We start from the raw sequence: 23,550 nt of genomic DNA, 5'->3' as shown, positions 1-23,550 counted from the left end.
CGCGACAGCCATATTACTATATCATAGTTATTTGGCTTTGTCAACAACTTTTTCTTTTATTTTTAAAAGTTTTTTGTTGACCGTTGTCGTTTTCTTGCGACAGCTTGCATATCATATCATACGTTTTGATGTTTGTCAACAACTTTTTTAAATTTTTTTAAAAAAGCTTTTTTGAGAAGTTTCTCAAACGGAGAAGGAGGGATTTGAACCCTCGCGCCGCTATTAACGACCTACTCCCTTTCCAGGGGAGCCCCTTCAGCCACTTGGGTACTTCTCCAAGCAGTTGACTTTTATCTTACGTGTTGTTACAGATTTCTCTGTAGCGGAGAAGGTGGGATTCGAACCCACGGTGGTACTACCCACACCGGTTTTCAAGACCGGCACCATAAACCACTCGGACACCTCTCCGTGTTGCACGCTCTCGTGACGTGCTTGATTATACTAACACTATTTTCTCAAAGTGTCAACACCAATTTTAAACTTTTTTCAATTTTTTTCTGCCTATTTTTTGCTCCTTAATTAGTTAGAACAACATATAAGCTTTTCTAATAGCTTCTATACTATATTTTGTGTCTGTTTCAAGAACATTTCTGCAATATAAATATCTTCCGGAGTAGTAATTTTTATATTTTTGTAATCTCCTTCTACTATTTTAACTTTAAAATTAGAATATTCTTCTACTACCATGGCATCATCTGTTATGTTTTTCTCCTGATCCTGCATCATTTTTTCGTATGCTTCCTTTACTAACGATGTAGAAAATGCCTGAGGTGTTTGTATACTCCATAATGTGTTTCTGTCAGGTGTACCGTCAATTATATTGTCTTTTGTACTTATCTTTATGGTATCTTTCACCCTGACTGCTGCAACACAGGCTTTATAGCTTTCTGCCCCCGCAATACATTCTTCAATAATTTTTCGATTAACCATTGGTCTTGCCCCATCATGAATCAAAACTATATCTCCTGTCGCCTCTTTTAATCCATTGTACACGGAATTATATCTTTCGGCTCCTCCCTCTACGATTTTCTTTACCTTTTTCAGATTGTATTTATCTACTATTTCATTTTGGCAATATTCAATATCATCTTTAGATGTTACTAATATAACTTCATCTGTTTTACTTTGTTCAAATGCAAAAAGGGAATACCACAAAACCGGTTTTCCCTTTATCATTATATATTGCTTTTTGGTTTTGCTGTTCATTCTCCGTCCATTTCCGGCAGCTAACACTATAGCAGAAATCTTACCAGACATAATAATTCCTCCACTAACTTTATCTTTCCCCTAGTTTAAGATTAGGTATTGCATTCAAATCCCATCCGTGACGTGTTCCGTTTATGTATTCATAATATGCAGCTGAGCCAATCATAACCGCATTATCTGTACACAAAACAGGCGATGGTCTGTAAAAGTCAATATTTCTTTTGCTGCATTCTTCCTGAAAGGCTTTTCTGACTGCTGTGTTAGAAGCCACTCCGCCCGCTATGGCAAACTTCTTCATTCCTGTCTCTTCTAATGCGTGCATAGCCCTTGTAACTAATGAGTCCACCACCGAATTTTGAAATGATGCAGCAATGTCTGCCTGATTGATTGTTTCTTTCTTCATTGTTGCAAGATTTATCTGATTAAGAACAGCCGACTTTAGTCCACTAAAGCTGAAATCGTACTCACTTCCTGTTATTTTAGCCCTAGGAAACTCATATGCATGAGGGTTTCCATTTTTGGATACTTTGTCAATTTTAGGGCCGCCGGGATATCCTAAGCCTATGGCTCTTGCTACCTTATCAAAAGCTTCTCCTGCTGCATCATCTCTTGTTTTTCCTAAAATCCTATATTTTCCGTAATCCTCAACTACCACAAGATGAGTATGTCCTCCTGATACTACAAGACATACAAATGGTGGTTTTAAATCTTTATTGTCTACATAATTTGCACAAATGTGTCCCTCAATATGATGCACTCCCACTAATGGAATATTTTTAGCAAAAGCAATGGCTTTAGCTTCAGCCACACCTACTAAAAGTGCCCCTACAAGTCCGGGGCCGTAAGTTACACCTATAGCGTCAATATCATCTAATGTACATTTAGAGTCCCTTAAAGCTTTTTCTATAACATAATTGATATTCTCTATGTGCTTTCTGGAGGCTATTTCAGGCACTACTCCACCATATAGTGTATGCAAATCTATCTGGGAAGATATAACATTAGACAAAGCCTCTCTGCCATTTACAACCACAGCAGTTGCTGTTTCATCGCACGAACTTTCTATTGCAAGTATTTTTATATCCTTCAATATTGTCACCTCTACTCTTCTTCAAATATTAAATCAACAGACATCCCATCTTTTCCTGGTTTTGCATTTTCAAATATTTCCGTTACCGTATCCATATACAATGCCGGTTTCACTAAAGACGGACTATAATGAGTAAGCCACATTTCTTTTGGATTGGCTTCTCTTGCAATTTCTGCAGCTTCCTTAAATGTCATATGCTTATACTCTTTTGCTTTTGCTCCCTTATCCGGTTCCCCATACATACCTTCACATATAAACAAATCTGCTCCAGTAGCTGCCTGAACAATATTAGGAACCGGTCTTGTATCTGTGGAATAAGTAACTTTAAGGCCTTTTCTAGGTTCACCCATAACCATATCAGGGGTATATTTACCCCCATTTATTTCTACACTTTCACCTTTTTGCAACACTCCCCACTTTTGAAGGGGAATGCCTAATTTTTTTGCCTTTTCAGGATTAAATTTTCCACTTCTGTCTATTTCTATGGAATATCCGTAACATGTGACCTTATGATTAACTTTAAACGCTTTTATCCTGTATTCTTCCATTTGTATTGTCTGAAGGTTTTCCGTTAATTCTATAAATTCAATATCAAAAGGAAGTTCCGGTGCTATTATTCTAAGAGAATTAACCACCTTTTCCAACCCTTTTGGCCCAATCATAAGAAGAGGTTCTGTTCGTTCTGCATTGCCCATAGTAAGTAAAAGTCCCGGTAGCCCGCTTATGTGATCTGCATGGTAATGAGTTATGCATAAAACATCTATAGGCTTAAAGCTCCAGCCTTTCTGTTTTATGGCAACCTGGGTTCCCTCCCCGCAATCTATTAAAATATTACTTCCGTTGTAGCGGCACATAAGCGAAGTAAGATAACGCCTTGGTAATGGCATCATCCCTCCGGTACCTAACAAACATACATCTAACATTATTTCACCTTTACCTTTTATACCAGTTCAGTATACCCCTCTTCTTCAACAGGATATATGAACTCTTCTGTAATTTCGTCATAGCATTTTTCACACAAATCAAAGGAATGTTTTTTTCCGTCTTTATCAGAAAAATATCCCCACTTATACTCTAATTCAAAGGCACCTTCCACAATAACGTGATTTTGAACCTTAATTTTCTTTCCACATTTATTGCAAAACACTGATTCTAACTGATTTTCTTTGTACACTCTCATATTCTTTTCTCCTATGATTTAAAATTCATAATTATTTTATTATTTTGTGTATAAAAATCATAGTGGAAAGTTATTCCGTTTATAGATTATGTTTCCACATTATAAGTGCGTTTTCCCTAGGTTTATCGTAAAAGTTTTTTCTTATTCCTTCTTCCTTAAAACCAATCTTTTCATATAATGCAATGGCAACACTGTTAGTCTCCCTTACTTCCAGAAAAACATCCCTGACACCTTTTTCGTATGCCCTATTTAAGATATCTCTTACAATCTTCTCTCCAATTCCCTTTCGCCTGCTTAATGGATTTACTGCAACATTAGTTATATTACCTTCTTCAAAGGATAAGTACATACCTGCGTACCCTGCCACATTGTTATTTTCCTTTGCCACAATATAAATGGTATTGTCACTCTCCATAGAATTCCTAAATGCCTTTTCTGACCAGGGAATAGAAAAAATCTGCCTTTCTATTTCTGCCACCTGAGAAATGTCATCTACAGTCATTGATTCAATTGTCACTTTTTGCCTCTTTCATTTTTGCCTTTAATTCTCTTTCTGCCTGGGATAGACGGAGATATTCAGGCTTATGCTCCTTAGCTGTTTCTGTTTTTCCATTTTTGTAATATATTTCTGCAATAGTGCCTAACGTTGAGGCTTTATGTCTGTTCATGGAAGCCGGAGCGTAATAGTGTTTAGTATCCATCATGTCATCTATAAGTTGCTTATGAACATCTACTCCATCCCCTAAAAACATAACCGATTCTTTTATTGTATCCAGTTCTTTTATCAACTCATCTATCATCATAATGCACTGAGGTTTAATGGTTTTCATTTCTGTTTCCTCAAACTTATATATTCCTGTGTATACCTGACCCCTTCTTGCATCCATTATAGGACATATTACATACTGGGATGAATATAAATTATATGCCAGTGCATCCATGGTTGGCACATTTATAATCGGCTTATTAAGGGCAAGCCCTATGCCTTTTGCAGTGGCACTGCCTATCCTTAAGCCTGTATATGAACCCGGACCACCTGTAATTGCTACTGCATCTATACTATCCATATCTATTTCTATCATTTTCACTATTTCCGCAATCATTGGTAACAGTGTCTGGGAATGAGTTTTCTTATGATTAATGGTATATTCTGCGTTTAAAATTCCATCTGTTGTTATGGCTACGGTAGCCACCATGGATGAACTGTCTATTGCTAAAATCCTCATTTTTTCTCCTAATCACTTACAGTTATTTTTCTATAATCAAGACCATTTTCAAGGTCTTTTTCAATCAAAACAATTTTTGCTTCATCAGGTATTAATTCCTCTATTAATTTTGCCCATTCTATAAGGCATACTCCCTGACCATAAAAATAGTCTTCATAACCTATTTCATACATTTCTTCAGGATCACCAATTCTATATACGTCAAAATGATATAACGGCAAACGCCCCTCATCATATTCCTGGATAATGGTAAATGTGGGACTGTTTACAGCCTCGTCAATTCCAAGTCCCTTGGCAAATCCCTGGGTAAACACCGTCTTTCCTACACCTAAGTCTCCGTCAAGACAGATTATCTCCCCAGCTTTTGCTTCGAGTCCTATTTTTTTACCTAATTCAAAAGTCTCCTTTGGAGACATTGTCTCATAAATCATATTTGCTCCTAAAAAAATATTGTTTACAATCATAAGGCTATATTATAAACCCAAATATGATTATAAACAATATTCTTATTATTTTCAAATTATATATTTATTTGTGTCCAATGCTTTTAATAAAAGTGCTTATGCGTTTATACAGCAAAAATGTAATTATACTGTCAATTACACCTTTTATAATATTAAATGGTGCCACACACACAATTGTAAATGAAAGCTTGCTTCCTACTAAAGGGTTAATGCTTTTCCCTGCGGCAAGTATTCCATCAAGAGGTGTTCCAAAGGCTTTTACATAAAATGGTATCATAATGAAGTAGTTAAGCACTACGCCGGCTACTGCCATAAATACGGTTCCTGCACATACGCCTATCAATGCGCCCTTCTTTGTTTTGATTTTCTTATAAATAATACTTGCAGGTACTATGAAACAGCATCCTATACAGAAATTTGCGAAATCACCAACATATGCCGTAGATGTGCCTTTAATCATTATCTTAATGATAATTTTGACCGCTTCCATTATAACTCCTGCCACAGGGCCGGCAATAAAGGAGCCTATAAGTACAGGCACTTCGCTTAAGTCCATTTCATAAAATCCCGGTGCTATAAATGGTATTGGAAATTCCCATAACATAAGAACTCCTCCTAATGCTGCAAACACCGCCATTAATACAAGATTTTTTGTGTTGAATAATTCTTTCATAAATATAATCTCCTTTCTTTTTCTCAGGAAATTCTTCTTTTTAATTCTGCATTAGTTGATTATTTCTACTAATATCAGAAAAGCCCTGAGTATAACTCAGGGCTTAAAAATTTCATAACACAATAACATTTAGTACAAAATTGCGTACTAAAAATCATATTACTAAATCTTCTACCATCCAGACTATACTGTCGGTTATGGATTTTCACCATATCCTGACTTGAACCAAATCAAGTCCTGCGTAAAACGCTCGCGGACTGTAACCGCCGATCGGGAATTGCACCCTGCCCCGAAGAATTTTCTGTATTAAATTATTCAATAGTTATGATAATACTATGTTATTTTTTTGTCAATGTTATTTTTTTACTTTAATAAATGCGTTATAAATTGCGCGCATTGCAACCTCAAAATCCTGATCATCAACACCGATTATTATATTAAGTTCCGATGAACCCTGATCAATCATTTTGATATTTACACGGGCTTCAGCTAATGCTGTAAATAATATTGCTGCTGTTCCCCTGGCACTCTTCATTCCACGACCTACAACTGCAATAAGAGCCAGATCATTTTCTATAAACAACTGATCAGGATGAACTCTTGAACGGATTTCATCTAAAATAGTTGTCTCTTTTCCTGTTAGGGCATCTGTCTGAATAACCACACTCATGGTATCTACACCTGATGGCATATGTTCAAAGCTTACATTGCTCTTTTCAAGGGCACGAAGTACGTTTCTTCCAAATCCCACTTCGCTATTCATCTTATCCTTTTCAATATTGATTACGGACATTCCCTTCTTTCCTGCAATACCTGTAATAATATGCTCACAAGGCTCTGCCGTTTCAGATACAATCATTGTTCCCTTATCCTGTGGGCAGTTGGTGTTCTTAATATTTACAGGTATACCTGCTGCACGTACAGGGAAAATTGCATCTTCATGTAATACAGTAGCACCCATGTATGCCAATTCTCTAAGTTCAGCATAGGTTATTGTGTTAATAGGTTCCGGATTATTAATGATTCTAGGATCACAAATAAGGAATCCACTAACATCTGTCCAGTTTTCATATATCTTAGCAGAAGCTGCTCTTGCAACAATTGAACCTGTTACATCTGAGCCACCTCTTGAAAATGTCTTTATGGTACCATTAGGCATTGAGCCATAAAATCCCGGTATAACTGCATATTCTGTTGAAGCAAGCTTTGGCACAAGCTTTTCAGCTGTTTTTTCCCAGTCAAAGCTTCCTGACTCATCAAAGAACACATATTTTGCAGCATCTATGAAATCAAAATCAAGATATTTTGCCAAAACCATGCTGTTTAAATATTCTCCACGGCTTGCAGCATAATCCCTACCTGCCATATGAGAAAAAGCACCTTTAATTGCCTCGAATTCTTTCTCTAAGGAGAAATCTTCTATACCTAACTCACTTATAATTCCGTTAAATCTGTCTTTTATTGCCTGAAATTCTTCATCAAAGTTTTCACCTTCTGATGCCAACTCATAGCATTTATACAACATATCTGTTACTTTTATATCTTCAACAAAACGTTTTCCTGGTGCAGATGCTACAACAAAACGTCTGGTAGGGTCTGCAAGAATGATATCTGCTACCTTCTTAAACTGCTTTGCATCAGCTAATGAGCTTCCACCAAATTTAACAACTTTTGTTTCTTTCATGATTTTTGTTTCCCTTCGCTTATATATTTTAGTATATGAATTTTTATTATTATTTTGACAAAAGATAATCCATCATTTCATAACCATTTGCCATAAAAAGTCCGCTTTCTTTTCCACACTTTTCATTGTAGTCATGCTTTTCATCCTTTAAATCCGTGCTATCATAAAGCATATATGGAACCGGATCACTTGTATGGGTTCTAACGCAAATAGGTGTAGGATGATCAGGCATAACTAACAATCTGTAATCCTCTCCTGACTTATCCATAGCTTCAGTTATAACCTTAATCACCCTTTTATCAAGATTTTCAATAGCCTTTACTTTTCTTTCAACGCTACCCTGATGTCCCATTTCATCCGGTGCTTCTACGTGAACATATGCCAAATCATAGCCTTCATTTAAAAGTACATCTACTGCTGCTGAAGCCTTTCCCTCATAGTTAGTTTCAAGTCCTCCTGTGGCACCTTCAACTTCTATAACTTTCATGCCTGCACCAACAGCAATTCCCTTTAACAAATCCACTGCTGATATCATAGCTCCTTTTTTATTATTCTTTTCTTCAAAAGAAGTTACACAAGGTCTTGTTCCTGCTCCCCAAAACCATAATGAGTTAGCAGGGTTAAGTCCTTTCTTCATTCTATCAATGTTTATTGGATGATTAGCTAAAATATCATAGCTCTTCTTCTGCATTTCCTTTAAAACTTCGTCTTTTGGTAAATACTGACCAATTTTTTGTCCTAAAACATCATGAGGTGGTGTTAAGTCAACTACCTCTCCATTATCCCATATTGTGAGATGTCTGTAACTTGTTCCCACATAAAATTTATAAGTATCCGTTTCAAGTTCTTTTCTAACAGCCTCTAACAAAACAGCTGCATCTTCTGTGCTTATTTCACTGGCGCTGTGATCTATTATAGTCTTTTCTTCGTATGGCAGGTCGTCTGTGGAAACTGTAACAATATTGCATCTTAAAGCAACATCCGTAGTTTTCATATCAACACCTATACTTAATGCTTCAAGAGGTGAACGCCCTGTGTAATACTTTTTAGGGTCATATCCTAATACTGAAAGGTTCGCGGTATCACTCCCCGGTTTCATCCCCTTAGGTATGGTATGTACCAATCCCACCTCTGATACCTTTGACAATCTGTCCATGGTAGGTGTGTCAGCATACTCTAATGGTGTTTTGTTTCCCAACTCTTCAATAGGCTTGTCAGCCATCCCATCTCCTAATACAACTATATACTTCATCGCTTCTCCTCACATATAGAATAAGTCTATTATATTTATGATTTATAGGTCTTATCCCTCAATTCTTATTCTTGAGATAATGCCTAATTTATCTGCCTTTTCACTAAACTTTTCTTCGCTTATTTTCTCCGTAATAAAGCCTGTTTCTCCTGATATTCCCGCATCAACGTACTCTACATTTCCAAATATGCTTTCAATATCCTTTTTATCTGCCTTTGTTCTTACAAAGAAATGTTTCTTTGATTTAGAAAAATCTTCTAATTCCAATTTTTCCTCATCCCACATAACTGTTGTTGACACATTTAAGTGTCTTACAGCGTCTACCACATCAGATACAACTGCGCTGGCTGTAGGGAGTTTTCCTGCTCCGCTTCCAATAAACACTAAATCTCCAACCATGTTTCCACGTACCAATATACCATTTACAACACCATTAACATTGTAAAGAGGATGCTCCTGGGATAATAACCTAGGTGCCACTGAAGCTACGACACCATCATCTTCATTCTTGCATTTTCCAAGAAGCTTTATTGATTTGTTCATTGTTTTTGCATATTTAAAGTCTATATCTGTTATATTTGAAATTCCCTCTGTGTAAATTTCTTCAAAATCAACAGTCTTACCTTTAGCTAATGATGCTAAAATAGCAATTTTTCTTACAGCATCAAAACCTTCTATATCTGCCTCAGGATTTCTTTCAGCGTATCCTAAATTCTGTGCCTGTTTAAGTGTACTTGCAAAATCTGCTCCTTCTTTATCCATCTTTGTAAGGATATAGTTAGTTGTTCCATTTAATATTCCTGTTATTTCGCAGATTTTGTCAGCTGTAATGTGCATGTTAATCGGTCTGATAATAGGGATTCCGCCACCTACAGATGCCTCAAAAAGGAAATTTCTGTTATGGCTCTTTGCAATTCTTATTAATTCAGCTCCATGCTTTGCCACCAGTTCCTTATTTGATGTACATACACTCTTTCCTGCGTCAAGGGCTGCCTTTACAAAATCATATGCCGGCTTTAATCCACCCATTACTTCGATTACGATTTCAACCTCAGGGTCTTCTAAAATAATATTATAATCATGAACTAAAACATTTTCACAAGGGTCTCCCGGAAAATCTCTTAAGTCTAATACATATTTTACTTCAATTTCTTCACCTGCATTTGCAGCAATTAAATCTTTATTTTCTCTAATAATTTCAAAAACTCCGGAACCTACTGTTCCATATCCTAAGATTGCAACTTTAATCATATTTACTCCTCGCTTGTCATTATAATTTTGGATATTTGCAACTGCAGATGTTGCCACGTGCCATAACTACAGGATTCTAAAGAAACTTTAGTAATCACACACTCGTAGATTTTAGCACGGATATAAACAATTATCAATATTATTGTTTATCTTTGTCTATATTAAGCCATTTTAAGTAGGAATTTATGAATGGATCAATGTATCCGTCCATTACCTTACCTACATCTGTAACTTCTTCGCCGGTTCTATGATCTTTTACCATAGTATAAGGTTGCATTACATAGGAGCGGATTTGATTTCCCCATCCTATTTCTTTAACTTCGCCTCTTATGCCTGAGCGCTTTTCCTCTTCTTCCTGCTTTTTAAGTATATATAGTTTTGCCTTTAACATTTTCATTGCCTTGTCTTTATTTTGAAGCTGGGAACGTTCATTCTGACACTGTACAACTATTCCTGTTGGAAGGTGGGTTATTCTTATTGCCGATGATGTTTTATTAATATGCTGTCCTCCTGCTCCGCTTGAACGATATGTATCAATTCTTATATCGTCATCATTTATTTCCACATCCAGATCTTCTTCAATATCAGGCATTACATCACAGGAAGCAAAAGATGTCTGTCTTTTTCCTGCTGCATTAAAAGGCGAAATCCTAACCAGTCTGTGTACTCCTTTTTCTGATTTTAAATAACCAAAAGCATTTTCACCTTTTACCTGAAAGGTTATTGATTTTATGCCGGCTTCATCTCCATCTAAATAATCAATAACTTCTGTCTCAAAGCCCTTGCTCTCCGCCCATCTGGTGTACATTCTATAAAGCATTCCTGCCCAGTCGCAGGATTCCGTGCCACCTGCACCTGCGTTAATTTTTAATATTGCATCGTATTTGTCATAATCTCCTGAAAGCAGGGTCTGAATCTTCACTTTTTCAAAATTTTCAATAAAATCTTTTAATTCATTTTCAACTTCATCTACTATACTTAAATCTTCCTCTTCTTCCCCCATTTCAATTAAAACTCCTATTTCGTTATACTGCTCCACAAGACCATTAATTGTATCAAGGCTGTTTTTTAACTGCTTCATTTCTTTTGTAAGTTTTTGGGATTTTTCCACATTCTCCCAAAAATCCTGTTCCTCCATTGAAGCCTCTATTTCTTCTAACCGTTCTTTTTTTACCTCAATGTTAAAGGATGCCTCTAATTCCTTAACACTGTCTTTATACTGGTTCCACTGATATTTATACTGATCTAATTCAACCACGAAAACTCCTTAACTTCACCGCCCATATTTAAGGCTGATTAATTACATTGATATAATATTGCAAAAGACGGGCATTGCCCGTCTCTTTTACAATAAATCATAGATTTCTATGCTTTTCTTCCGCAACAGTTCTTATATTTCTTTCCACTTCCACAAGGGCAAGGATCATTAGGATATATCTTTGCTTCTGCTCTCTGCTTTGGTTTCTTAACGCCTCCGTTGTCATCCTTGTTAGTTCCTGTAACTTCAGCAACCTCTTCACGTTCAACTTTCTGTTCAACCTGAATATGATATAAGGTTTTAACAGTATCTATCTTGATATTGTCAATCATTATATTAAACATTTCAAAGCCCTGTATCTTGTACTCTACAGCCGGATCTCTCTGTCCGTATGCCATAAGACCGATACCCTGTTTTAACTGTTCTAAGTCATCTAAGTGATCCATCCACTTTCTGTCAATAACCTTAAGAAGAACAATTCTTTCTAATTCTCTGATATGCTCAGGTTCAGGGAACTCAGCTTCCTTCATTTCATATAATTTAACGGCTTCTTCCTTTAACATCTGCTTAAATTCTGATTTTGATAACTTTTCAATATCTGCCTCAGTAAGGTTAAGCTTAAACGGAATGATTCCCAGCATTGACTGTGAAAGTCCTGCCATATCCCAATCCTTTGGTGCCTGATCATCTCTAATAAACATATCAACCTGAGATTCAATAATATCATAAATCATCTTTATGATGGCATCTCTCATGTTTTCACCATTTAACACTCTTGCTCTTTCTGCGTAAATGATTTCTCTCTGATCGTTATTAACCTTATCGTATTCCATAAGGTTCTTTCTAATACCAAAGTTGTTTCCTTCAATCTTCTTCTGTGCTTTTTCAATTGTCTTCGTAAGAGCCTTGTGATGTAACTCTTCATCTTCAGGAACTCCCAATGCATTAAACACTGACATAAGTTTCTCAGATGCAAACAATCTCATAATATCATCTTCAAGAGAAATGAAGAATTTAGACTCACCTACATCTCCCTGACGACCGGAACGTCCACGTAACTGATTATCGATACGACGTGATTCATGTCTTTCTGTTCCTACTATCTTAAGTCCACCGGCAGCTCTTGCATCATCATCAAGTTTAATATCGGTACCACGACCTGCCATGTTAGTGGCAATAGTTACAGCTCCATGCTGTCCTGCCTGAGCAACAATTTCAGCCTCTAACTCATGATATTTAGCATTCAATACTTTATGAGGTATTCCTCTTTTCTTAAGTAATGAACTGATTTCTTCTGATGAATCAATATTAATGGTACCAACCAAAACAGGCTGTCCCTTCTTATATGATTCTTCTATTTCATTTATAACTGCATGTAATTTCCCACGCTTTGTTTTAAATACAGCATCTTCATGGTCAATTCTTGCAATCGGCCTGTTAGTTGGAATTTCAACTACGTCCATGCTGTAAATATCTCTAAATTCCTTTTCTTCAGTAAGGGCAGTACCTGTCATACCTGCCTTCTTTTCATACTTGTTAAAGAAGTTCTGGAAGGTGATAGTTGCAAGAGTCTTACTTTCTCTGTTTACCTTTACATGTTCCTTTGCTTCAATTGCCTGATGAAGTCCGTCGGAATATCTTCTACCCGGCATAATACGTCCTGTAAATTCATCAACGATTAAAACTTCGTCATCCTTTACTACATAATCCTGATCTCTATGCATAAGATTATGAGCTCTAAGGGCAAGTATTACGTTATGCTGAAGTTCAAGGTTTTCAGCATCTGCATAGTTGTCAATATGGAAGAACTTTTCAACCTTTGCAATACCGTCTGCAGTAAGGGTAACTATCTTGTCCTTCTCATTTACGAGGAAATCACCATCTTCTTCAATATCAACTCCCATAATGGCATCCATCTTGCTAAGTTCAGGATTAGCTGTTCCTCTTTCCATCTGTCTTGCAAGAATATCACACATTTCATATAACTTAGTTGATTTGCCACTTTGTCCTGAAATAATAAGAGGTGTTCTTGCCTCATCAATAAGAACAGAGTCAACCTCATCGATAATACAGTATGAAAGACCACGCTGTACCAACTGTTCCTTATATACAACCATGTTATCTCTAAGATAATCAAAGCCTAATTCATTGTTAGTAATATATGTTATATCGCACTCATATGCTGCCTTCTTAGCATCATGATCCATATCTGCTAATACGCAACCTACCGTAAGTCCTAAAAATCTGTGAACCTGACCCATCCATTCAGCATCTCGGGTTGCCAGATATTCGTTTACTGTAACAATATGAACGCCTTTTCCTGTAAGTGCATTAAGATATGCCGGAAGTAAGCAGGTCTGTGTTTTTCCTTCACCTGTCTTCATTTCAGCAATACGTCCTTCATGGAGAATAATACCGCCTAAAATCTGGCAAGGATAATGTTCTGTTCCAAGAGTTCTTTTAGTTGCTTCACGAACTAATGCATATGCCTCCGGAAGTATGTCATCTAAAGTTTCTCCTGCACTAAGTCTTTCCTTAAATTCAGAAGTCTTTGCTCTCATTTCCTCATCGCTTAACTTCTGCATCTCCGGTCTCAATTCCAATATTTTATTTAATGTTGGCTTATGTCTTTTTAATTCACGCTCGCTATACGTTCCTATTATTTTGCTAAGTACGCCCATAATAATCTCCTCTACTTTTTTACCGATATATTCGGCACACTAGTGAATATATTACCATTTTAATATGTTTAATTCAATATGTCATATTTTATTTTATTGTAAACATTGTAAAATATCTGTTAAATTTCCATCTCACGGACAGTTTTAATCAATAATTTTTCCAGCAGATTTTATGGGCAAATATGCCCTATCAATAAGGTATTGTGGCAATTTGTCATTACGTTTTCGTTTATCTCACACAAAAAAGCAGTGACAAAACCTGCCACTGCTTTTTTAGTCATTTCTTAGTCAAACATCGGTTCAATAAGACCGTATGTATTTCCTTTTCTCTTGTAAACAACGTTTACTTCATCAGTATCTGCATTAAGGAATACAAAGAAATTATGTCCTAACAGTTCCATCTGAACGCAAGCTTCTTCCGGATCCATAGGTTTAATTCCAAAACTCTTTGTTCTGACAATCTTTACAGCAGCCTCTTCGTCATCATCGTAGTCTGCTTCCAAATAATCAGCTGAAAAATCCTCCCTAAATGCTTTTTTCTTATCAACAAGTTTATTTTTATACTTTACAAGCTGACGCTCTATAGTTTCTTCAACCATATCTATAGATGCGTACATATCCTCGCTGACTTCTTCCGCTCTGATAATGTTTCCTTTTACAGGAATTGTTACCTCCACTTTCTGATCGTTTCGATTAACACTAAGGGTAACATCTGCTCTAGTCTCCTCTGCAAAGTACTTGTCTAACTTTCCGAGCTTCTCCTGGACTGCACTTTTGATGCCATCTGTTACCTCAATATTCTTTCCGAAAATATTAATTTTCATGGTACCACTTCCTTTCATTAACTAGTAATTAAATTATACCATAATATGCCGATATTTCAAAAGGATTTTTATTGTTTTTTGCTATTTTTTCCCGGTAATTTTTTCCTAAAGACCATTTTGTATATTTTGCACAATAAAACCATCATTTTGGTACTTTCGACCTTTTTTGACCTGAAAGTTATTAACATTAGTTATTAACATATTTTTTGCCATCTTTTTATCGACAAAATAGGTTATCAACCGAGTTATTAACATTATTAACCTTTTTTGTGGTCTTTTTATGTAAATCTTTGTCGAATTATAAAAGAACGAACGTTTTGTTAACATGTAATAAACTTGTGCATTTTCCACATAACCTCTTGACTTTTCAAAGATTTTCATTACACAATCATTTATCCTTGTTTTTTCATGAGATTTGGTGCCATACATCATTTAGAAATACAACACAAAATTAATTTCAGGCAAAAAAATAACCATGCGGACAACAATCTGTCTGCATGGTTATTTTTAATATTAATTAATAATTCTCCTTGCTGCACAAGGTGAACCCATTCCGCTAATTATAATACCTGTGCTTTCTGTTGATGCATGGATAATCTGTCCACCACCTATGTAGATAGCCACATGGCTAATAGTTGAGCCGCCGTACTTATAGAATAATAAATCTCCCGGCTGTAATGCTCCTAATGAAACTGCTGTTCCGTTGTATACCTGAGTATATGATGAACGGTTAAGTGAATAACCAAAGTGTGCATATACTGACATTGTAAATCCCGAGCAGTCTGTTCCGTTAGTTAAACTTGAACCACCCCATACATATGGATTTCCAAGGAACTGCTTAGCGTATGCAACTACTGCTGAAGCTCCGCCTCCTGATGCCTCTCCATATGAAGGCTGTGTGTTTGTACTCTGTGAAGGAGTACTATTGTTATTGCTACTATTATTACTCTTGTTACTGTTATTATTTGATGTATTGTTGCCAGCTGTGTTAGAAGAGTTGTCTGACTGTAAATTATTGTTGCTTTCAGCCTTCTTCTGAGCATCTAACTGTGCCTGACGCTCTCTTGCCTCTTCTTCTTTCTGCTTTCTAATCTGTTCCTTTTCTTCCTTGATGGTAATGGCTGTATCCATATCAATACTTATCTTAACAAAGTCTGATGATACCCAGCCACTAACTCCGGCTTTAATTTTGATTTTAACCCAATTGCCATCATTGCTGAACTTCTTTATAACGTATGTTTCCTTATTGTAAACGTTAGTTACTACATCTGACTTAGTAGTAGGGGACTGTCTTACGTGGATACCTGTATCCTTAATGTTAGCAAATACATATCCGTCATCTAATGCGTAATCCTGTGCCTTATTTCCTGTTACGAAATATTCTGCTTTTATATAGCCTGTACAATTTCCGGATACAATCTTGTACCATCCGTTGTTTGTCTTTTCAAGAATTCTTGCACCACAGTTGTTGTAAATCTTACCAACCATTTTTCCCCTTGTGCTTGGTATTCTTCTGACTCTTACGTAACCTTCTGCACCACCGTTAACTCTGGCGATTGCTATATCACTAAATAATTCTTCTTCGCTTGATGTTTTCTTCTTTGTAGTCTTCGTAGTAGTTTTGTTTGTTTCTACTGATGAATCCTTTTCCGGAAGTAATGATGCCAAATCGTTTTCACTACCTGTACTTGCAATATAGTTTTCTATGGCAAGTGCAGCTCCTGCGCTAGGTTCTTCGATATTTAATTCCTCACCAAACATCGGCTGAACTAGCGTAACAGCCATAACAGCTGCTAAAACACTTCCGGCAAATCTTTTTGAATAATTATATCTCATTTAAAATCAGACCTCCAATATTTTGCCTTATTTAAAATTTTACATATTAAAATATTACATTTTTGTTACAATTATAGCATTAGTCTCACAACTTGTCAACAAATTGCTCTTTATGCCATACATTTTATAACAAAAATGTACCATCCTCTAATATGTCTGTTAAGATTATTTTTCTTCCTATAGATTATAAGATATGTTATACTTAAAATCAACATTAATTTGTAAAAAGAGGTTTGCAATATGAAAAAAACAGTATTACTAACCGGTGCTTCCGGTGGAATCGGTGTTGAAATTACACGTTTTCTCATTAATAAAGGATTTAAGGTTATAGGAACTTATTATTCTAATGAAGATGCACTATCTTTCATTGCCCAAGAAGCAAATGGGAGTTTCTTCTATTATAAATGTGATTTATCGGATTTTAATAATATAAATAAATTAATGAAACAATTAGAACTAGACGGCCATTATCCTGATATTCTAATTAACAATGCAGGGATTTCCGTTATTGGACTTCTTCAGGATTTAACAGAAAAAGATTGGAATAATTTATGGAACTCCAACGTAACATCAGCAGTTGGCATGTCAAAGGAAATCATTCCTGTTTTTCTAAAAAAAGGAGCCGGAAAAATTATAAACATATCCTCTGTGTGGGGTAACTGTGGTGCCTCCTGTGAAGTAGCCTACTCTGCCACAAAAGGTGCAATAAATTCCTTTACTAAGGCTTTAGCTAAGGAGCTTGCTCCTTCAAGCATCCAGGTTAATGCCATTTCCTGTGGCATAATCGATACTAAAATGAACGCTCACTTAACTAAAGAAGATATAAATGCCCTATGTGATGAAATTCCCTGTGGAAGAATCGGAACCCCTTATGACGTGGCAAAAGCCGTATTTTCACTAATAAAAACAAGTGATTACCTGACTGGACAGATAATCACTCTTGATGGAGGATGGACTGTTTAGCAATCCATCCTTTTATTTTTCTATTTCACCATTTTCATACGATTTAATATGAGCTGTATTTCCTCCCTCTGTTACAGAATCCCCCTGATTATTAATAACATGGGTTATCTGACCTTTTCCCGTTAGTTTTACGGTAACTACATTATGAAGGCTGACGCCTTCCTTATCCGGAACCTCAGCCCCTGATAATATTTCAATATCTGCATCCCTGTTATAACAATATATGCCAATACCATATCCTTCAAAATTTTCTGCATCATCACTTATTTTAAGGGATGCGTAACCTTTAACCGTTCCATTATGACTCATGTATGCCTTTTGTTTTGGTACATCATAAGGCATTTCGCTTTGATAGAAATAAAGTCTTCCATTATTTCCATTCCATATAGTCTGATACTTTTGAAAATGCTCTACAAACAGTCCATACATAGTTACATCATCACCATTAATAATAATTCCATTAGGTGCCGTATTAACATTCCATCCCACATTATCACTGTGGTCGGCACGCCAAACCCAAAGATTATCTCCTAAAACGTTATTGCTGTTTATTGTGATACAGTTGTCTGTTTTTCCTGCATATTTTCCGCCACCTACCCTGAAATACACGTCACTTAGGCATATAGGGTCATCTTCATGAAACACATCACTTTTTTCACTTCCTACCTTAAGCATAGTTTCTGATTTTTTCTCTCCTGCATCAAACAAAAGTCCACAAATTTTTATGCCTGAAACATCCTTTGTTTCCATACATATATTTCCGTCAACTGCTTCTAACGTGGCAAGCCCCATTCCATAAATAATAGTATTTTCTTTTGTTACATTTATGGTTTTATCAATTTTATACACACCAGGTGTAAATAAGATATTTTTACCCTGTGCTAATGCCTTATTAATAGTATCTGCGTTATCCTTATCAGGGCTAGCTATGTAAAAAGTATTAAGGCTATAGCATATACCTTCCACTCCATTTTTCCACGAAATACCGTCACAATCTTTTCGCATTTTAGGTACCATTACCCCAAAGCCCTCTTCATCATCGTAACATAAATATGGCTTTTCCTGAATTTCAGGCGTTTTTTCCACCCTTGTGTATGGAACATAAGGCCATGGTCCCTGAGGAATTATAGATGTTCTAACCCCTGTAAACACCATGTTCCAAACACCGCCTTCCCAGTAATTCCATTCATCATTTCTACATAAATATTGCTGCTGGGAGCCTGAAGACACGTTGCCATTAAATTTAGAATCTGCCATGAAGCCGCCACTGGACCATCCTTCTCCGTCGCTTAAAACTATACCATCTTCAGAATTAATTCTTCTAAGAGACACTGCCTGGGAGTTAGCCCACATACAGTATTCATTGATGCTGAAATTTTCTGCTCCCCGCCAAAAATTACAGGTAGCATTATGATTCATCCATGAAGCATCCACCCACAATTTGTTTATGTTAGTATCTGTAGGTAATACTCCCAAACCTAACACCTGAGTATAATATCCCACATTTACCTGGAGAGATTTCCCGTAGTCTCCCGGCATAAAAGCTATGGCATATCTTTCGTCTCCAAATTGATTTCTTTCCTGAATATTGTATATTTCGTCTAGCTTCTTTTGAATATCCGATGCATCATCCTTTGGAGAAAATATAAGCACATTATCACCTAACACAGATTTATCCTTTACCGCCTTGCCGTTGCTTTTGTATTCAATAACATTTTGGATTCCTGTCTTTAGCTGTTTCTCAGTACTTTTCTCTTTTTGATTATTTGTAGTACATCCCACTAAAATAATGGTTGTAGCTGCAACTAATAATGTAAGCAGATACTTTTTCATTTCTGTCTCCTTATTTTAAACTTCCCTCACAATATAAACCGAATGCCTTGTGGTTACAAAAAGTGTTTTCCTTTTTTCTCCACCAAAATCAAAAGTCGTCGGCCTCTCCTGTATTCTTATTGTATATACGTGTTTTCCTTTATCATATATTTTTATGTTGTCATCACCAACATAAATTTTGTCATCAAATTTCTTTACCTTAAAATCCCCCTCCTCAATTATAGGAACAGGATTTTCCAAAAGTCCTTCCTTGGTTATGTCACACTGCCATACTCTCTTGTATAACTCGTCCACGGAATAAAGCTTCCTGCCCGGCTTTGACCTTGCCAAATTATTAGCCCTTATTAAATCATAATGACACGGAACAATTGTAGCACCGTCAAGACCTAAAAACGCTGTTTTAGGATTATAGGTAACTGCTTCTGCGAAATCCGTGCTGTCTCTCCAACGGTTTCCCGGGTACAATACCCTTTCTGGTTCTATATCTCCTATGTTAATTTTGTGAAGTTTAACAATTTCCCGGTTAGCATCAACAGAGAAAGCCACAACCTGTGCCCTTCTGTCATACCAGAAGCCATAGGAAGTTCCATTAGCATCCTTAGGCAGTGTATTTACAATTTCTTTTCCATTAATGGTTGCCTCCATAGGAATGCTATATTCGCCTACCACAATAATGTTATCCCTTGTGTCAAAACCAATGGAATTAATTTTATATGGTGATTCAAAGAATAGGGAAAGTTTAAGAGTCTTTCCGTCAATTCTATATACTTTTTTATCTAAACTGTCTACAAAATAGAAGTTGCCCTTTCCGTCACAGCATCCTCCATCAGCGAATCTGAACCCGTCAAACAAACGGGTAGATATGTACTTTTCCTTTCTGTTTCTGTCATCCTTAATTATAGTTTCATTGTTGGTAATAACCTCTTTTTGTTCATTTCCCGTAACTTCAACAACTGCTGCCTGCCATGGTCTAAGTTCAATTCCCGTATTTACATCTAACAGAAAATTGTCAATTGTATATTTCATTTGAGAATAATTATGAACATTTAAAAACTTTATGTTTTTACAGTTCCAGGTTTTTACGCAATAAGGAAATGCCTTATTTACAAACACTGTTCTAAAGCAATATGTTGTTGCAAAGGTTATGTTGTTACAATTATGTAATTCTATAGGAATGGCAAACTCCCCTTCTGCCTTTTCCTCCTCGCTTTGGAATCCATATATTTTTATGTTTCCGGCATTTATCATTCTAAGCTCACATCTGCCATGATGCTCTAGGGACAGGCAGTAAAATCTAGATGGAGTATCTGTATTTTCAATGTGAAGTCCTGCCGTAACATATGGACTTGCAGACCATATATCCTTAAAAATACCGCCTCCACCATTACATATAAACAGGCTTGGATACTGATAATCCCACACTCTTTTAACATCCACATCTCTTGCTCTTCCCTCATCATATGGCATTTCAAATTCTCCGGTACCCTTTACAAGGTTTCCGTGACCTCCGAAGAATTTCACATCATTAATGTAAGAATCACCTTTTGCCTGCCATTTCACACCACAGGCTCTTGGATTTCTTGCACTGGTATTTATACCTATTCCAAACAATATATTTTTCTTATTTGAGCTTTCTATTAAAGGCTTCATTTTACCAAAGCCTGTAAATTTTTCCGTATTATCTCTTAAAATCAGCTGTGTAGATACCGGATTCATACCTATAAATACAGTATTTTCAGCTAATTTAATGGTATCGGATAAAATGTATTCTCCCTGAGGGAAATAAATAACCTGATATTTTTCTATTGCTTTTTTCAGGCTTTCCGTATCATCTGTTATGCCGTCCCCTGAAAGTCCCGCTTCCTTTGCATTAACCCACAAGTCCATATCCGGAAGCTTTGGAATATCAGTTTTTAAGTCATTGTAATTAATCTCCCTTGCATATCTGTATATCTCATCATGAAACTGCTTGTCGGGAAATACATCGGATACCACCACACCGTGAATATATTTTTTTAGTCTGCATTGATAATCTTCATTGGCAATATTTTTTTCCGTGTCCTTAAATCTGATTATATTTTCCACAGCCTTCAGCTGACAGTTATATACATTTATCTGGGTAAGTGAGTTTAACTCCTGGGCAGCACTGATAATACAACTCATATCCTCAAAAATACTATCCTCTATTATGATTTTTTCAAAATAGCCCTCATCAACATCAATAAACTTGGATGTATTTACACTATGAGTTCTTATAATATTAAATCCCGCCTCGTGAGTTTTTATTGCCGCAGATGTTTGCCCATAAAACCTTGTATCCACCATTACAAAAGGCCATCCCGGAGAGCATTTTGTGGTTATGATTCCGTACTTTCCACCACTAATAAACACATCCTCCATTTCATTTCCCACATCATATATACCTGCCATTCCTGATTCTACATGTATATCAATGTGATTAACAAAACAGTGCTGGGCGTAATGAGTCCTTAAGGCAATAGCATATCCATTTCCCTTTCCAAGATGTATGTTTACATTAGACATGGCACTGTAAAAGGTTCCCGGATTGGCATCAGCTATTTTGCTTTCATCCTCTGCCATCATATTTACAAACCAGAAAAGATACTTGTATCCTCCTTTTTGCTCAGGATGCGGTTCATTAAAGCCTTCTGCATTATCCTTTAATATAAACTCCGGTCTTTCTTCTCCATATCCTATAATTCTTACAGCCTTTGGTATATAAATTGTTTTACTTATAAGATATTTTCCCTCTGGCACAAAAAGGACGCCATACCCCTGCCTTTTTACAACAGAGTATACTGCGTCCTGTAACTGACTGCTAACATCCATGGTTCCGTCATTTCGGATGTCAAAATTTTCCTTTGTAAAATAAACTGCGTTGTGGTCATGCAGCATTTTTTTATAAAATGATTCGCCGTTCATATACATACCTCTTTACATATGTGATATGTTTCGATTTTATCAAATATGTGAATATTATGCAAATTAAAACTATTTCAAATATTCATATAAAAAACATACAAAATTTATTTTTCGTGATTTGGTACAACAGCAAAAATCACTAAATCTTCATCGCCTTTATTTTCCATTCCATGAGTATGTCCCATAGGGCAATAATGACACATTCCCGGCTTTAATATTTCCGTCTTTCCATCCATGATAATAGTAGCCTCTCCTGATATGCAATAAACTGTCTCGCTGTTTTTTTCATGGGTGTGAAGACCAATAGATGAGCCCGGCTCCAATGTCCCATAAAGTATCTTTACGTTTTCATCAATAAACATTTTTGCCTTTGTGTCATTCTTTCCACCATTAAAGTTGTGAAGAATTGTTTCTTCCATGTCATCAAAATTAAACAACATATTTACACCTGCTTTCTTATTTTATTTAGCTTTTGTTAAATTCTTGATACTTTCCATTTTATCGTCTAAGCTGGCACTTAATTCTGCACATTCCGTGAGTTTCTCAGATAATACTGTCAACAAATCCTCATCTACATCCTTTTTATATCTCATTTTATGTTCAAGACTTGCCCAAAAATCCATGGCTATGGTTCTAAACTGCACTTCAACTTTCATTGCTCTTTTTTCATCTTCCAGAAAAATAGGTACTTCCACAATTAAATGCAGACTTCTGTAACCGCTTTCCTTAGGATTTTTTATGTAATCCTTCTTTTCAATTAATGTTATATCATCCTGCTGAAGAAGGCATTTTGCCAGTTTATAAATATCCTCCTTAAAGGAACAGATAACCCTGATTCCTGCAATATCCGTAATATTTTTTTCAATATCATCGGTAGTCATTTTAAGACCTTTTTTCTGAACCTTTTTCATTATGCTTTCAGGGGATTTCAGCCTTGATTTTATGGTTTCTATAGGATTATCGTCGTATCTTAAAGAAAACTGTTCATCTAAAACCCTGAACTTTGTTTCTATTTCCATAATGGCACATTTATAATACGACATTAATTTCATATAGGATAACTGTCCCTCTTTAATTTTCTCCACCACGGGACTTTTTACCACTTCATTAATAATAATATTTCTTATTTGATCTTTTATCATCGTTTTATACCTCTCCCTCTTAATTCCGCGCACATAACTGTGAT

Annotated in this window: 20 protein-coding genes, 2 tRNA genes and 1 riboswitch; of the genes, 1 reads left to right on the top strand and 21 read right to left on the bottom strand. The window is 36.1% G+C overall.

What is annotated here, in order from left to right; all coding sequences use genetic code 11:
• Window positions 1-188: 188 nt before the first annotated feature.
• The 17 genes from DWW68_RS11690 to DWW68_RS11605 form a co-directional block, all read right to left on the bottom strand.
• Window positions 189-277 (bottom strand) — tRNA-Ser (locus tag DWW68_RS11690).
• Between the two features lie 46 nt (window positions 278-323).
• A tRNA-Ser gene (locus tag DWW68_RS11685) sits at window positions 324-408 on the bottom strand.
• Between the two features lie 147 nt (window positions 409-555).
• On the bottom strand, window positions 556-1,257 hold the full coding sequence (gene ispD, locus DWW68_RS11680) for a 2-C-methyl-D-erythritol 4-phosphate cytidylyltransferase (RefSeq protein ID WP_021953636.1): 702 nt from the start codon (window positions 1,255-1,257) through the stop codon (window positions 556-558).
• A gap of 19 nt (window positions 1,258-1,276) precedes the next feature.
• A complete protein-coding gene (gene tsaD, locus DWW68_RS11675) occupies window positions 1,277-2,305 on the bottom strand; it encodes a tRNA (adenosine(37)-N6)-threonylcarbamoyltransferase complex transferase subunit TsaD (RefSeq protein ID WP_118589524.1) in 1,029 nt (342 codons plus the stop codon).
• Window positions 2,306-2,307: 2 nt separating this feature from the next.
• Window positions 2,308-3,219 (bottom strand): ribonuclease Z, encoded by a 912-nt coding sequence (locus DWW68_RS11670; protein WP_118589525.1) that lies wholly within the window; start codon window positions 3,217-3,219, stop codon window positions 2,308-2,310.
• 17 nt (window positions 3,220-3,236) lie between these two features.
• Entirely contained in the window at window positions 3,237-3,476 is a 240-nt protein-coding gene (locus tag DWW68_RS11665) for a hypothetical protein (RefSeq protein WP_118589526.1), read from the bottom strand.
• A gap of 79 nt (window positions 3,477-3,555) precedes the next feature.
• Complete coding sequence (gene rimI / locus DWW68_RS11660; RefSeq protein WP_243053086.1) at window positions 3,556-3,993, bottom strand: ribosomal protein S18-alanine N-acetyltransferase; 438 nt, start codon at window positions 3,991-3,993, stop codon at window positions 3,556-3,558.
• Entirely contained in the window at window positions 3,983-4,702 is a 720-nt protein-coding gene (tsaB, locus tag DWW68_RS11655; RefSeq protein ID WP_118589527.1) for a tRNA (adenosine(37)-N6)-threonylcarbamoyltransferase complex dimerization subunit type 1 TsaB, read from the bottom strand. The genes rimI and tsaB overlap by 11 nt, the downstream gene beginning before the upstream one ends.
• Before the next feature lie 8 nt (window positions 4,703-4,710).
• A complete protein-coding gene (gene tsaE / locus DWW68_RS11650) occupies window positions 4,711-5,133 on the bottom strand; it encodes a tRNA (adenosine(37)-N6)-threonylcarbamoyltransferase complex ATPase subunit type 1 TsaE (RefSeq protein WP_118589528.1) in 423 nt (140 codons plus the stop codon).
• A 97-nt stretch (window positions 5,134-5,230) separates the two neighbouring features.
• Window positions 5,231-5,839 carry an ECF transporter S component gene (locus tag DWW68_RS11645; RefSeq protein ID WP_118589529.1) on the bottom strand — a complete coding sequence of 203 codons (609 nt, stop codon included), beginning with the start codon at window positions 5,837-5,839 and terminating at the stop codon, window positions 5,231-5,233.
• A gap of 162 nt (window positions 5,840-6,001) precedes the next feature.
• Window positions 6,002-6,140, bottom strand: a riboswitch (FMN riboswitch).
• A 54-nt stretch (window positions 6,141-6,194) separates the two neighbouring features.
• Entirely contained in the window at window positions 6,195-7,523 is a 1,329-nt protein-coding gene (locus tag DWW68_RS11640; RefSeq protein ID WP_118589530.1) for an aspartate kinase, read from the bottom strand.
• A 49-nt stretch (window positions 7,524-7,572) separates the two neighbouring features.
• Window positions 7,573-8,775 (bottom strand): cofactor-independent phosphoglycerate mutase, encoded by a 1,203-nt coding sequence (locus tag DWW68_RS11635; protein ID WP_118589531.1) that lies wholly within the window; start codon window positions 8,773-8,775, stop codon window positions 7,573-7,575.
• Window positions 8,776-8,826: 51 nt separating this feature from the next.
• Window positions 8,827-10,026, bottom strand: a complete 1,200-nt coding sequence (locus DWW68_RS11630; protein ID WP_118589532.1) for a homoserine dehydrogenase — start codon at window positions 10,024-10,026, stop codon at window positions 8,827-8,829.
• 139 nt (window positions 10,027-10,165) lie between these two features.
• On the bottom strand, window positions 10,166-11,284 hold the full coding sequence (gene prfB / locus DWW68_RS11625) for a peptide chain release factor 2 (RefSeq protein ID WP_118589533.1): 1,119 nt from the start codon (window positions 11,282-11,284) through the stop codon (window positions 10,166-10,168).
• Window positions 11,285-11,391: 107 nt separating this feature from the next.
• Window positions 11,392-13,965 carry a preprotein translocase subunit SecA gene (gene secA, locus DWW68_RS11620; RefSeq protein ID WP_118589534.1) on the bottom strand — a complete coding sequence of 858 codons (2,574 nt, stop codon included), beginning with the start codon at window positions 13,963-13,965 and terminating at the stop codon, window positions 11,392-11,394.
• 284 nt (window positions 13,966-14,249) lie between these two features.
• A complete protein-coding gene (raiA, locus tag DWW68_RS11615; protein WP_118589535.1) occupies window positions 14,250-14,789 on the bottom strand; it encodes a ribosome-associated translation inhibitor RaiA in 540 nt (179 codons plus the stop codon).
• A 513-nt stretch (window positions 14,790-15,302) separates the two neighbouring features.
• Window positions 15,303-16,625: an NlpC/P60 family protein gene (locus tag DWW68_RS11605; RefSeq protein WP_118589537.1), complete on the bottom strand. Its 1,323-nt coding sequence runs from the start codon at window positions 16,623-16,625 to the stop codon at window positions 15,303-15,305.
• A 240-nt stretch (window positions 16,626-16,865) separates the two neighbouring features.
• Between DWW68_RS11605 and DWW68_RS11600 the strand changes: the two genes are divergently transcribed.
• Entirely contained in the window at window positions 16,866-17,588 is a 723-nt protein-coding gene (locus DWW68_RS11600) for an SDR family NAD(P)-dependent oxidoreductase (RefSeq protein WP_118589538.1), read from the top strand.
• 12 nt (window positions 17,589-17,600) lie between these two features.
• Here the strand turns inward: DWW68_RS11600 and DWW68_RS11595 are convergent, their stop codons facing one another.
• The 4 genes from DWW68_RS11595 to DWW68_RS11580 all read right to left on the bottom strand — a co-directional run bounded on the left by DWW68_RS11595 (window position 17,601) and on the right by DWW68_RS11580 (window position 23,506).
• Window positions 17,601-19,421, bottom strand: a complete 1,821-nt coding sequence (locus DWW68_RS11595; RefSeq protein ID WP_118589539.1) for a hypothetical protein — start codon at window positions 19,419-19,421, stop codon at window positions 17,601-17,603.
• A gap of 15 nt (window positions 19,422-19,436) precedes the next feature.
• A complete protein-coding gene (locus tag DWW68_RS11590; RefSeq protein WP_158576896.1) occupies window positions 19,437-22,364 on the bottom strand; it encodes a glycosyl hydrolase family 28-related protein in 2,928 nt (975 codons plus the stop codon).
• A gap of 104 nt (window positions 22,365-22,468) precedes the next feature.
• Window positions 22,469-22,804, bottom strand: coding sequence for a cupin domain-containing protein (locus DWW68_RS11585; protein WP_021951921.1), 336 nt, complete (start codon window positions 22,802-22,804; stop codon window positions 22,469-22,471).
• A gap of 21 nt (window positions 22,805-22,825) precedes the next feature.
• Complete coding sequence (locus DWW68_RS11580) at window positions 22,826-23,506, bottom strand: GTP pyrophosphokinase family protein (protein ID WP_118589636.1); 681 nt, start codon at window positions 23,504-23,506, stop codon at window positions 22,826-22,828.
• Window positions 23,507-23,550 lie beyond the last annotated feature (44 nt).

The sequence above is a fragment of the Eubacterium sp. AF16-48 genome (assembly GCF_003479405.1).
In the GTDB taxonomy this organism is placed as follows: Bacteria; Bacillota; Clostridia; order Lachnospirales; family Lachnospiraceae; genus Eubacterium_G; species Eubacterium_G segne.
This window is presented reverse-complemented; position numbering and strand designations above follow the sequence as displayed.

Coding starts and splice junctions, on each gene's coding strand:
- ispD (WP_021953636.1), bottom strand. CDS start 1,257: ATGTCTGGTAAGATTTCTGCTATAGTGTTAGCTGCCGGAAATGGACGG.
- DWW68_RS11670 (WP_118589525.1), bottom strand. CDS start 3,219: ATGTTAGATGTATGTTTGTTAGGTACCGGAGGGATGATGCCATTACCA.
- DWW68_RS11665 (WP_118589526.1), bottom strand. CDS start 3,476: ATGAGAGTGTACAAAGAAAATCAGTTAGAATCAGTGTTTTGCAATAAA.
- tsaB (WP_118589527.1), bottom strand. CDS start 4,702: ATGAGGATTTTAGCAATAGACAGTTCATCCATGGTGGCTACCGTAGCC.
- tsaE (WP_118589528.1), bottom strand. CDS start 5,133: ATGATTTATGAGACAATGTCTCCAAAGGAGACTTTTGAATTAGGTAAA.
- DWW68_RS11645 (WP_118589529.1), bottom strand. CDS start 5,839: ATGAAAGAATTATTCAACACAAAAAATCTTGTATTAATGGCGGTGTTT.
- DWW68_RS11640 (WP_118589530.1), bottom strand. CDS start 7,523: ATGAAAGAAACAAAAGTTGTTAAATTTGGTGGAAGCTCATTAGCTGAT.
- DWW68_RS11635 (WP_118589531.1), bottom strand. CDS start 8,775: ATGAAGTATATAGTTGTATTAGGAGATGGGATGGCTGACAAGCCTATT.
- DWW68_RS11630 (WP_118589532.1), bottom strand. CDS start 10,026: ATGATTAAAGTTGCAATCTTAGGATATGGAACAGTAGGTTCCGGAGTT.
- secA (WP_118589534.1), bottom strand. CDS start 13,965: ATGGGCGTACTTAGCAAAATAATAGGAACGTATAGCGAGCGTGAATTA.
- raiA (WP_118589535.1), bottom strand. CDS start 14,789: ATGAAAATTAATATTTTCGGAAAGAATATTGAGGTAACAGATGGCATC.
- DWW68_RS11605 (WP_118589537.1), bottom strand. CDS start 16,625: ATGAGATATAATTATTCAAAAAGATTTGCCGGAAGTGTTTTAGCAGCT.
- DWW68_RS11600 (WP_118589538.1), top strand. CDS start 16,866: ATGAAAAAAACAGTATTACTAACCGGTGCTTCCGGTGGAATCGGTGTT.
- DWW68_RS11595 (WP_118589539.1), bottom strand. CDS start 19,421: ATGAAAAAGTATCTGCTTACATTATTAGTTGCAGCTACAACCATTATT.
- DWW68_RS11590 (WP_158576896.1), bottom strand. CDS start 22,364: ATGAACGGCGAATCATTTTATAAAAAAATGCTGCATGACCACAACGCA.
- DWW68_RS11585 (WP_021951921.1), bottom strand. CDS start 22,804: ATGTTGTTTAATTTTGATGACATGGAAGAAACAATTCTTCACAACTTT.
- DWW68_RS11580 (WP_118589636.1), bottom strand. CDS start 23,506: ATGATAAAAGATCAAATAAGAAATATTATTATTAATGAAGTGGTAAAA.